The organism is Paenibacillus sp. J31R30, from assembly GCF_059692115.1.
In genome coordinates this window covers 30,555-42,335 of record NZ_JCAUAV010000008.1, presented here as the reverse complement: position 1 = coordinate 42,335, position 11,781 = coordinate 30,555, and the positions used below count along the sequence as shown (strand labels likewise).

Annotated in this window: 11 protein-coding genes; 2 read left to right on the top strand and 9 right to left on the bottom strand. The window is 47.9% G+C overall.

Going from position 1 to position 11,781, the window contains the following annotated elements; genetic code table 11:
* Positions 1-220: 220 nt before the first annotated feature.
* Positions 221-1,024: a TrmH family RNA methyltransferase gene (locus AC58QO_RS23280; protein ID WP_497269699.1), complete on the bottom strand. Its 804-nt coding sequence runs from the start codon at positions 1,022-1,024 to the stop codon at positions 221-223.
* Positions 1,025-1,032: 8 nt separating this feature from the next.
* A complete protein-coding gene (locus AC58QO_RS23275) occupies positions 1,033-1,692 on the bottom strand; it encodes a potassium channel family protein (protein WP_497269697.1) in 660 nt (219 codons plus the stop codon).
* Positions 1,693-1,853: 161 nt separating this feature from the next.
* Here AC58QO_RS23275 and sspI point away from each other — a divergent pair, with 161 nt between their 5' ends.
* Positions 1,854-2,057 carry a small acid-soluble spore protein SspI gene (gene sspI / locus AC58QO_RS23270; RefSeq protein ID WP_497269695.1) on the top strand — a complete coding sequence of 68 codons (204 nt, stop codon included), beginning with the start codon at positions 1,854-1,856 and terminating at the stop codon, positions 2,055-2,057.
* 246 nt (positions 2,058-2,303) lie between these two features.
* Here the strand turns inward: sspI and AC58QO_RS23265 are convergent, their stop codons facing one another.
* Genes AC58QO_RS23265 through AC58QO_RS23250 form a run of 4 tightly spaced genes read right to left on the bottom strand, consistent with a single transcriptional unit; the run spans position 2,304 to position 6,325 of the window.
* Complete coding sequence (locus AC58QO_RS23265; protein WP_497269693.1) at positions 2,304-3,401, bottom strand: Gfo/Idh/MocA family protein; 1,098 nt, start codon at positions 3,399-3,401, stop codon at positions 2,304-2,306.
* A gap of 21 nt (positions 3,402-3,422) precedes the next feature.
* Positions 3,423-4,055, bottom strand: coding sequence for a ThuA domain-containing protein (locus tag AC58QO_RS23260; RefSeq protein ID WP_497269691.1), 633 nt, complete (start codon positions 4,053-4,055; stop codon positions 3,423-3,425).
* Positions 4,056-4,090: 35 nt separating this feature from the next.
* Positions 4,091-5,230 (bottom strand): Gfo/Idh/MocA family protein, encoded by a 1,140-nt coding sequence (locus tag AC58QO_RS23255; protein WP_497270018.1) that lies wholly within the window; start codon positions 5,228-5,230, stop codon positions 4,091-4,093.
* A gap of 60 nt (positions 5,231-5,290) precedes the next feature.
* Positions 5,291-6,325, bottom strand: coding sequence for a LacI family DNA-binding transcriptional regulator (locus AC58QO_RS23250; RefSeq protein ID WP_497269689.1), 1,035 nt, complete (start codon positions 6,323-6,325; stop codon positions 5,291-5,293).
* A gap of 272 nt (positions 6,326-6,597) precedes the next feature.
* Between AC58QO_RS23250 and AC58QO_RS23245 the strand changes: the two genes are divergently transcribed.
* Complete coding sequence (locus AC58QO_RS23245; RefSeq protein WP_497269687.1) at positions 6,598-7,962, top strand: putative bifunctional diguanylate cyclase/phosphodiesterase; 1,365 nt, start codon at positions 6,598-6,600, stop codon at positions 7,960-7,962.
* Here AC58QO_RS23245 and AC58QO_RS23240 read toward each other — a convergent pair.
* The 3 genes from AC58QO_RS23240 to AC58QO_RS23230 all read right to left on the bottom strand — a co-directional run bounded on the left by AC58QO_RS23240 (position 7,957) and on the right by AC58QO_RS23230 (position 11,751).
* Entirely contained in the window at positions 7,957-8,781 is an 825-nt protein-coding gene (locus AC58QO_RS23240; protein ID WP_497269685.1) for a YheC/YheD family protein, read from the bottom strand. The two genes, AC58QO_RS23245 and AC58QO_RS23240, sit on opposite strands and share 6 nt — an antisense overlap.
* A 127-nt stretch (positions 8,782-8,908) precedes the next feature.
* On the bottom strand, positions 8,909-10,492 hold the full coding sequence (locus tag AC58QO_RS23235) for a peptide chain release factor 3 (RefSeq protein ID WP_497269683.1): 1,584 nt from the start codon (positions 10,490-10,492) through the stop codon (positions 8,909-8,911).
* A gap of 47 nt (positions 10,493-10,539) precedes the next feature.
* The gene (locus AC58QO_RS23230) at positions 10,540-11,751 is read right to left on the bottom strand and encodes a metallophosphoesterase family protein (protein ID WP_497269681.1); all 1,212 of its coding nucleotides are present in this window, start codon (positions 11,749-11,751) and stop codon (positions 10,540-10,542) included.
* Positions 11,752-11,781 lie beyond the last annotated feature (30 nt).

Here is an 11,781-nt window from a genome sequence, read left to right as displayed (position 1 = left end):
CGTTTTAAATAAGGGCTTGTCATGTTTTTTTCGAATTACACTATAAAGACAATTGGCGATTAGAATGTGTGACATCCACTTTTTTTATATTTTCCCCTTCGCTCATATCCGATATCCACTTAATTAAATTCCTCACCAGTAAGAGCAAGGAGTGATAGAAAAATAAAAAAATCCCGATGTTTCAAGGCTTTGAGCCTCACTCACATCGGGACATCTTCAATTATCTCGTCATCCGCTGCCTCGCTGTCTCAAACAGCAAAACCGTCGCAGCCATCGCGACGTTCAGCGATTCCGCTTTGCCCTGCATCGGAATAATGACCTTCACGTCCGACTGCGCAGCAACCTCCGGCGACACGCCCTTGGCCTCGTTGCCGAGAATCAGCCACGTCGGCTGCCGCAGGTCCGTGTCGTAGCACGAGCCCTGCGCCTGCAGGCTCGTCGTGACAAGCTGCACGCCGCGCTCACGCGCCCGCGGCAGCAGCTCTGCCAGATCTGCCTCGACAATCGGCAGATGATACATCGATCCCATCGTCGAGCGGATCGTCTTGGGATTGTATAGATCGACCGTGCCGCGGCCGAGCACGACAGCTTTGGCCCCGACGGCATCCGCGCTGCGGATGATCGTGCCGAGGTTGCCTGGGTCTTGGACGCCGTCCAAGACCACAACCAAATCGTGCTCGCCGGCAAGCAGCTCGTCCATGCCTAGTTGTGGCCGAGCTACAATGGCCACTACGCCTTGCGGCGTTTGTGCGTCGGAGCATTTGGCCAGTACAGCTGCACTGACAGCGACCCACTCGATGTGCGATCCTTCAGCAAGCGTTGCTAGCTCCGCAGGTAATCCTTTTTCCGCAAGAAAAAGAATGACCTCCACCTGTGCCCCAGCTTTCAATGCTTCCTCAATCAAATGGTAACCTTCAATGATATATTTCCCTTGCTTATCTCGGCCTCGACGCTCTAAAAGCTGAGCCCAGTCTTTGACTCTCGTATTTTGAACTGACATGATTTCTATGTATGAATTCCTCATGAATATACCTACTCCGCAAAAGTGACTTCAAGAGCTTGAAGACTCGAATTTTTACCTACAATCACTAAAATATCTTCTTGTTTAATGGGTTCTTCCGCACTAGGTGGAATGATCATATGCTCATTTTGTTTAATAGCAATCACATTACAGCCATATTTGGCACGCATATCGAGATCACGCAGGCTTTTGCCAATCATCAGCTTAGATGCCTTGATCTCCAGAATGCTGTAGTCGACCGAGAGCTCTATGTAATCCATAAATTTTGACGAAATCATATGATGCGCTACACGCTGTCCCATATCTCGTTCTGGATAGACGATTTTATCAGCGCCAATTTTTTTGAGAACCTTGCCGTGGAGATCATTCACTGCTTTTACGATCGTCGTAGCTATGCCCAATTCTTTGAGGATCAATGTAGTTAAAATGCTCGCTTGAATATCTTCCCCAATCGCCACAACAACCACATCAAAATTGCGTATCCCCAATGCCCGCAATGCTTCCTCATCTGTAGAATCTGCTTGTACAGCATGCGTTACAAAGGCGGAAATATCATGCACGGTTTCTTCATTCTGATCGATGGCTAGAACCTCGAACCCTGCTTGTGCTAACGTCTTGGCGACGGCGGAGCCGAATCTTCCCATCCCGATAATCGCAAATTGTTTTTTCACCGCTCACGATCCTCCATATTCCCAAGAATACCTCCCATTATATCATACTTAGGGCCTGTAGCTCACTTTCCCAACCGAGCATTGGCGAAGTGTGGAAAGGATGAAGCCAACTTCATCTGTACATATTAATAGCGAGAATGAAATGGAAGCGAGGTCCTCGAATGAATATCACCCTTAGACAAGCCATACACCAGCGGGTTCATAACAAATCAAGCGATGAGCTTAAGGAAGTTATCGAAGATTCCATCGGCGGAGAAGAGAAGGTTTTGCCCGGACTTGGTGTGCTTTTTGAAATCATATGGCAGCATTCAGAAGCAAGTACGCAGGATACGCTTGTCGAAACACTCAAAGCACATCTCGAGTGAAATCAATCCATCACCATCGACCATCGCTTTTTCAAAATAACCAAAACTGGCTGAGGGATGCTGCGGCATTCCTTAGCTCGTATGATAAGCAGTCGAAGCTTGCTTAATCATTGCCCCCCCTCCATATGCCCTTGTCTATATATAAAAGAGGTTATTCCACTTATTAAATTTAGCACTCTTAGATGTTCTATTTCCTGTCCTCCAATTTAAAAAATCCCCCTCGCATCCACGAGGAGGATTAATCTCTTACAGCACTGTATACGGATTCATGGCTGCCGGCTTCTCGCAGCTGCTGCGCATCACATAATGCTGTCCGGTATCGGAGGCATCATGGAAGCCATGCATCGCTTCAAGTACATGGTAAGCCAGCTCGCCATTCGCACGGTGTTCTGAACTATCCCCTGTTAGCAATGCTTGCGCCATTGCAGCAACACCTAAGCCGCGGTTATTGTCTATATAACCGTGTGAAAGCGGGATCGGTTCATAAGCGGCGGAACCAGGCTTGCGAATCAGTACTTCCCCTCCGAAAATATTCGGGTTAGGAACGCTCAAAGAGCCATGACTGCCGTAGATTTCAATGTGTGGCAGTTGCGTGCCAGCCATAATATCGAAGCTGGTCACAAGCGTTGCGATCGCTCCATTGTGGAAATCTAATACCCCTGCAACGTGAGTCGGTGTATCCACGATAATTTTTTGCCCGCGCTTCTTCTCACTTGAAATTGTACGCTCTGGAAAGCTTACTCCCGTTGAACCCGTAACACGACGAATCGGTCCAAGCAAAGCCACTAGAGCAGTCAAGTAATACGGGCCCATATCGAACATCGGACCGCCGCCTTTGGCATAATAAAACTCTGGATCCGGATGCCAGTGCTCATGCCCCTTGCCCATCATGAAAGCAGTTGCGGCAATTGGTTTACCAATCCAGCCATCCTGGATAAGCTTTATGGCTGTTTGAATACCTCCACCAAGGAATGTATCTGGCGCACTGCCAATCAGCAGTCCTTTGCGCTTCGCAACCTCTAGAATTTGTTGTCCTTCTTCACGAGTAACGGCAAGCGGCTTCTCTACATAAGCGTGTTTGCCCGCTTCAAGGATTTGAATACATACCTCCGCATGCACTGCAGGGATGGTCAAATTGATGACAATGTCCACCTGAGGATCGCTAAGCAATTGTTCCACGGTATACGCATGAGGAATTCCAAACTCTTCTGCACGCGCCTGCGCTCTGCTTACATCAATATCTGCACAAGCGACTAATTCCAAATGTGCAAATTTCGGGATGTTTTTCATATAAGCTGCGCTTATATTCCCACAACCAATGATACCAACCTTCATCTTCTTCATCCGATTACTTCCCCCTTATGATTAGCGTGTCGCCCATAGCAACCCGCGTCGCATTAATTCCAACGTTTCTGGCATACGAACAATGTTAGCCTGATGACCGAGTGAGTTATAGTACACTTTGCCCGCTCCGTATGTTTTGGTCCAAATAACCGGCATCTCCACGTCATCGAAGTCTGTCACCGCATGAACCTTAATCGCAGGGTCAACATGCATATAATATTTCTCCGAAACTACAACGAAATCACCGATACCTGCAGTCAAAGGCTGCTCGCTATCTTTCATACGAACTGTGTAGGTAACACCATCATTTCCCGGATGTGCCACCCATTGGCCGCCAACCATATACTGATAATTCACTTCATTTCGGAAGGAATCGGCCATCCCGCCATGACAGCCTGCGATCCCTGATCCGCCAACTTGGACCGCGTTAATTAAAGGCGTTAGCTGCTCTTTTTCGATTTTACCCATCGTCCACACTGGAACAATAAGATCAATAACAGCCAAGCGTTCCTCATCGCGGAAGCTGTCCAACGTATCTGAAACTTCCACCTCATAGTTCTCTTCCCTTAACAAACCTGCAAAAATCCCCGCAACCTCCTCGGGTTGATGACCATCCCAGCCACCCCATACAATCAATGCTTGTTTCTGACTCATCTGAAACGTGCTCCTCTCTATCTCAAAGTCCCTTTTTATACTTCGCTAATACTCACCCAACGGCGCTGCGCGATCGATTGATCTACGGCTTCCAGCACCTCTTGGCATTTCACGCCATCGACGAAATTCGGAACCGGCTGACGATCCTCTGATAGCGCTGTCATCAACTCGACAACTTCATGCACAAATGTATGTTCATAGCCAATCGTATGTCCTGCCGGCCACCAAGCATCCATGTAGGCATGTGAGGCATCTGTTGCAAGCACCCGTCTAAAGCCTTGAACATCCTCATCATCACTTGTAAAATAAACCTGCAATTCATTCAATCGCTCGAAATCGAATTTCACGCTGCCTTTACTGCCGTTAATTTCAAAAGAATTTGTACACCGGTGCCCAGGTGCAAACCGTGTAGCCTCGAAGCTGCCTAGTGCGCCATTGGCGAACCGCGCCATGAATAACGTCGCGTCATCGACGGTAACCGGGCCATGCGGTGCATCTTTGCTGCCTTTGGCACTAAGTCCTGTCATGGATGTCGGCAGCGGACGCTCCTTCACGAACGTTTCACTCATCCCGATCACCTCGGTCATATCGCCAACGAGGAAGTGCGCAAGATCGATGAGATGCGCTCCCAAATCGCCATGTGAGCCTGAGCCTGCGATCTCCTTCTGCAAGCGCCATACCAGCGGGAATGTCGGATCAACGATCCAGTCCTGCAGGAACCACGCGCGGAAGTGGTAGATCTGCCCGAGACGTCCGCTCTCGACGAGCTTCTTCGCCAGCTGCACCGCAGGCGCGAAGCGATAGTTGAAGCCGACCATGTGCTTCACGCCAGCCTCTTCCGCCGCTTCCAGCATCTCCCTTGCATCCGCAAGGGTCAGTGCTAGCGGCTTCTCACAGAAGAGATGCTTGCCGGCCTTCGCCGCCGCCAATGCAATTTCCTTGTGCGCATCGCTTGGTGCATTGATATCGACGACGTCGATATCGGGATTCGTCACCAGCTCGCGCCAATCTGTTACATACCCGTCCCAGCCGAATTGCTCCGTAGCCTGACGAACACCGTTCTCGTCACGACCGCAGATGAGCTTCATCTTCGGAATCGCCGTCTGCGGAAAGAACATAGGTAAATCTTTGTAAGCATGAGAATGTGCTTTTCCCATAAATTTATAGCCAATCATCCCGATATTAAATGTTTTCTTCACCGAATTCACGCCTCCCCAAAGTGTGTTTATGCTATCTCACTTCAACCGCTGTTCACGCCTCGATGACTGCCGTATCTTCACTTCCGTCGGCAGCTTCATTTGCAGCTGAACCTCGCTGCTCCCCTGCCCGACGCTTGCTAGTACAGCACGTGCCGCCTGTTTCCCCATTTCAAAAAAAGGCACCTTAATGCTGCTTAACGGTGGATCACTTAGCTTCGCAGCATCCGAGTCATCGCACCCGATAATAGCAAAGTCCCGCCCCGCGATCCAACCTCGCTCCCGAAGACCCTGCATCAACCCGATAGCCATTCGATCATTAGCCGCAAATATGGCTTCTACCTGATCCCGAATCTCCCACAGGTTTGCCGCTGCCTCATACCCGCTCGTACGACTGTAGTTCCCCTCTAACTGCAGCGCTGGATCAATCGTTAAGCCGGCCTCCAGCATGGCCTTTTGATACCCATGAAGTCTATCCAAGGAATTCGAATACTGCGGAGATCCATTGAGAAAAGCAATCTTGCGGTAGCCTTCATCCAGCAAATGACGTACGGCTTGATAGCTCCCCTCCACATGATCTGCATCTACCTCGAGGAAGGATAGCCCCTCGAATCGTTGATTGACCAAACAGAATGGATGTCCCTGCTCCTGCAACTGCAGCAATGAGCTTCGCTGGGATTCGACATCTCGAGCCCCCAGAATCACGCAGGCATCCACCTTTTGCGAGCGGTATAATCTTCCATAATCCAGATCATCATCTGGTGTCAGCAGGGACAACAACAAGTCATAGCCTTGCTCCCTTACCTGCTCCCCAATCCCGCTCAGGATTTCTGCAAAATAATAGGCGGAAAACAGATGCACCTTCGGCATATACGGAAGCACTACACCCAGATTGCCGCTTCTTCTTCGAGCGAAGCTTTGCGCAATCGCATTGGGGTGGTATCCAAGTACTTTCGCCGCTTCAAGTACACGTGCTTTGGTTGCAGGCTTCATCGGACCAAGTCCATTGAACACACGAGAGACGGTCGCCTCTGATACCTTGGCAAGCTCAGCAACCTCTTTTCTCGTTACCATGTGGATAGGCTCCCTTCCGCTCATTTTCACGCATTATGTACACGCGTACATTTTCTCATTCAATGGCTGTTTCTGTCAATACAAATTCCTATTTTTCCATCATCTCTAGCTTTCGTCATTTTTCGACATTTTCATAAATTTTTCATAAAGAAATACGAAAAAAATACCCATTTTTTGTCATAAAAGCAAACTCTTAATATTGTTTATCTCCTCTCCGGGCTTTATGATAAAGGGTATTGGGACAACTATGAGATGGGAATGAGTGATAGCAAATGAAAGCAATCTGGCGCCATCTTCAGTTCACTGCGTCTACAACGATCGAAGCTCTCAAGAGCAGGTCACAGATCTCTCGTCTTCACACTCGAGGGCAGCTCCTAACTCAGTTAGAGCATGCTGTTCAGAGGCATCATCATCTATCACATTCTCACGTACGTGCACTTCTTATTTTCGATTTAGATCGTTTTCGCCAAGTGAATTTTTCACTCGGATATGCATGTGGTGATCGTCTATTACAAGAATTAAGCCGCAGATTGAAATTATTAGATCACCTTGATCTTGTAGTTCGATCTGGCGATGATGAATATACACTTCTTCTTCGGGCAGACACGCAGGAACAACTTCAAGTTGATCTGCAATGTGTTCAAAACGTATTTAGTTCCCCTTTTACCTATCAGGGTCAGGACTGCTTCCTAAGTGCAAGCTTCGGTCTGAGTGCCCTAACGATAACACCCGAGAATGTCGGACAAGCCTTCAACCAAGCCGAGCAAGCGCTCCTGATTGCCAAACAAACAGGCAAGAATAAACTCATTACCTTTCAACCCATGCCAACACAAACGCGGTTTGCAAGTCAAATTCAAATGGAAACGGACCTTCGAAAAGCGATCACAGAGAATCAGCTTATGTTGTTCTACCAACCTCGTCTTGAACTTTCAACGGGTCAAGTTATTTGCCTTGAAGCCTTAGTTCGTTGGAATCATCCCACGCATGGCATGATTGCACCTGCTGATTTCATCCCGCTAGCCGAAGAATCCGGCCTCATTTTGCCATTAGGAGAATGGGTGTTAAGAGAAGCCTGTCTGCAGAAGGCACGATGGCTAGCCGAAGATAAGCTCAATTATCAGGTTGCCGTCAATATTTCACCATGTCAGTTTCAAGATGAAGATTTTGCGGATAAAGCGATTCACATTATTGAGAAAAGCGGCATTCATCCCTCCTATCTGGAGTTCGAAATTACCGAAAGCTCGATTATGCAAAATATGGAAAAGACGATCTCCGTTCTTGATAAACTTTGTGCCAAAGGAATTTCCATCTCGATCGATGATTTTGGCATTGGTTATTCGTCCCTCAATTATTTGAAGGAATTCCCAATCCATTGCCTCAAAATTGACCGTTCCTTCGTCAAAAATATTCAAAGTAATTCCAATGATTGGGCCATTACCAACGCCATCATTCACCTCGGCCATGCACTCAATATCCAAGTGGTCGCCGAAGGAGTTGAGGACGTAGGCCAGTTGGATATTCTTAAAGAAACCACTTGCACAACGATTCAAGGCTTCTTGCTAAGCCCGCCTATTTCTGCCTACGACATCGAACACAACTTTCATATGTACGACAACAGACCGGTTATGATTTCATAACCGGCCATATGCCTTGGCGTATCTTCTTATTTTCGCAAAAATGCGCTTATCACTTAATCGCCGAAAAATATAAGGATCCGGACTTGTGTTCACCTCAAGAACCCATGGATGCAGATCCTTATCTAAGGCTACATCGACCCCAATCTCCTTAACCCCTTTATACCTCGAGTTGATCGCCTTAGCCACCTGAACCCCCATCACTTGCAGCTGTTTGACATACCCTTTCCTCTCACTAGGCGGCAAATACTTCTGAAGCAAGGTATCCACCGATTTCAATGTACCCCCGTTATGAAAGTTCGTCACAATCTTCGCCGGATGCGCCACGCGGCCGATAACGCCAGTGGTTTCCCACTTGCGGGCTGGCGTCTGCTGCACCATGACACGGAGATCAAAGCGATTCCCCTTATAAGTCAACAAATGTATCCCTTTTTGTACCAGATAGGGACGCTTCCTTGTCTGTTTGAGGAGAGATGCGAACATTTCAGCGAATGTTTTGAACCTTTTGATGGTGACACCCGATTGGTAGGTATAGGTTCGTTCTGTGTCTTCCCCTGCCATTTCGACACGGATCACACCGTTCCCGAACATCCCCACATTCGGTTTGACATAGACCATTTTATATTGATCGAGCATTTCTTGTAAGGTTGCTGAGGTCATACGTCTGGTGCTTGGCACATACTTGCGAAGTGATTCATCCGACACGACGGCCAAGGTTTTTCCCATTTTGCTGCTTACATATCTTGCTCTACTCAAGCCTAGCGCCTTCTTGGTGATCTTCTTTACACGCCTAATCATACGCTTCTTTATCCGCTTCTTCATACCTAGCCTCCAGCTTCGAATTCACCCCATCCTAGTGTATGAAGGCAACTGAAGGTTGGCGACTATTAAAAGAAAGAAGAGGCTGCCCTGAAAAGCCATCAGGAGAGCCTCTTTTTCATGTCTTCTATTACGGCGCACTCGTTAGGAACTGTGCACTTGGGTTCTTATCAATGGAAGAGCGGAGCGCATATTCACTTTCGAATAAGCCTACGTAATTCCCTTTCTTATCTTTCACCAACTGCGAGTTGATTCGGAACTTAGCTGGATCGATTTTCTCATCGATGATCCAGCGTGCGAATTGATAATTCTGACGCTGCAAGAGAATATCTACGCCATATTCCGATTTCATCCGATGCTCCAACACTTCGAATTGAAGTTGGCCTACAACGCCGAGAATCATATCCTCGAAACCAATCGTCGTGAAGACCTGGATCATCCCTTCTTCGGTTAATTGATCGATCCCTTTCAGGAATTGCTTTTGCTTCAAGGCATTTTTGATTGACACCTTGCTGAATAGCTCCGGCGAGAAGGTTGGAAGCTCATCGAATACGACCTCTTCCCCTTCGCTTAAGGAATCGCCAATCCGGAAAATACCTGGATCGAACAGACCGATGATATCCCCTGGAAAGGCCTCTTCCACGATATCACGATCCTGAGCTAGGAACTGCTGCGGCTGAGCCAGCTTAATGTCCTTGCCAAGCCTTACGTGTTTCACGGCCATGCCGCGCTCGAACTTACCAGAGACGATACGCAGGAAGGCTACGCGGTCACGGTGAGCCGGGTTCATATTCGCTTGGATTTTAAACACATAGCCTGAGAATTTCTCTCTCGTAGGCTCGATCACACCAGCTGTGCTCGTGCGCGGCTCTGGTGGAGGTGCAAGCTGCAAGAAGTTCTCAAGGAACGTCTGCACACCGAAGTTGTTCACCGCGCTTCCGAAGAAGACTGGCGTAAGCTCACCCTTCATCACTTTCTCCATATCAAAAGGATCTCCCGCGACATCGAGCAACTCGATATCTCCGCACAATTGCTTGTGCAGGAATTCACCTGCGATTTGCTTCACTAACGGATCCTCAACGCCCTCAACCTTACGGACTTCAATCTCCCTATGGTCATCGCCTTGATACAGCTCCAATTGCGATTTCCCACGGTCATAAACGCCACAGAATTGCTTCCCTGAACCAATCGGCCAGTTCATCGGATACGAACGAATGCCGAGCACTTCTTCAAGCTCTTCTAACAACTCGAAAGGATCACGACCCTCACGGTCCAATTTATTTACGAATGTGAAAATAGGAATCCCGCGCATACGACATACTTGGAATAGCTTCTTCGTCTGTGTCTCGACCCCTTTGGCCACGTCGATCAACATCACAGCGCTATCCGCGGCTGTTAATGTACGGTACGTGTCCTCACTGAAGTCTTGGTGACCAGGCGTATCCAGAATGTTGACGCGGTGACCTTCGTAGTCGAACTGCATCACACTTGATGTTACGGAGATACCACGTTGCTTCTCAATCTCCATCCAGTCCGATGTTGCATGTTTACTCGCTTTACGTCCTTTAACCGTTCCAGCTAGACGAATGGCGCCCCCGAATAGGAGCAGTTTCTCTGTTAATGTTGTTTTTCCCGCATCCGGGTGAGAAATGATCGCGAACGTCCGTCGTTTAGCGACTTCCGTTTCGAGAAGTTTTGTGAGTTGCGTTTTCATGTGTTCGTTTATTCCCTTCTTCTTTTACATATAGACAACCTTCGGAATCAAGTGCGCACTTTCTCCAAGGGAACGCTCCAGTTCGCTTCTTCAATGAAATTGCGAGTGCTGAATTCCCTGCCGCGTACAACCACTTTATCCGCAAATACTTGCACATAAATGCCCTGTGCTTTATCCTGTGCAGTTTGCTGGTACGCCCGATTCAGCGTTCTCCCTACAGAGGCATTATGGAAATAATGGAACGTTTCCTGAATATAGTGCGGTGTCCCATTCTGGAAATCCTGATGACGATGACCGCAGAAGACGAAAACATTTTTATAATCCTTCAGCGTCTCACGGAATTGAATTGCACGGATGAGCTGGTGTGAACCACCATTCGTACCTACAGGAGGCAGCGGTTGATGCGTCATCACGAACAGGGGTCTTCCTGGCTTATATAAATTGCTCATTCTCCCTTTGAACCAAGCCAATTGTTCATCCGAATACCAAGCGCCTTCACCAACTTCAGGCTTCTCTTGTACGTAAGCTTCTTGCGATAGCAGAATGATAGAGTGTCCTTTTGCCGTAAAATCATTATAAAGGGAAGTATAGCCCATAAACTTTTTGAACTGCTCTCTACTTATCGCATCGCTCTTGCCATTCGGAACTTTATCCTGATCCCAGCTATTCGCTTTATTAATCCAAATCGTGTAATAATCATGATTCCCCATATTCCCATGAATAGGTGGAAGTTTATAATCATTCAAGATTGCACGCAATGCCTTATAGTCAACTTCGGTTCCTGTATCAGTCAAATCGCCGGTAAACATAATCGCATCGACAGGACCATCGAAATGCGTGACATCATCCAGCGCTAGCCTCAGCTTCTTATTGGGAAGTGAATCTCCCGAAGTCACATGAAGATCGCTTAGGATAAAGAAGGACATTAGCGGGCCAAGAGGCAGAGGTTCCTCGGAGGGTACTGGGCTCGGTACTGCACTTGCTTTAGGAGGCTCAGCAGTTGCCAAAGGTGCGGCAGCAGTCTGATTCTCGGGAATGAATTTTTTCTTAACTAACAGACTAAACCAAGCACTTAATCCTACTAATACAGCCCCAATGGCCAGCAGCCATCGCACAAACGCTCTCCGTGACATCGATGCACCCCAAGTGTATAAAAATAAGAAAACAGCTATATGCACTAGTATACCACAAATCGTGTCATATACGTCGTCCAGACTAGGCGACATCCCCGCGATTTCTTCGACTTCTCGTCCTTTCATGAAAAAAACCAACAGGCCAAAATCGCCTGT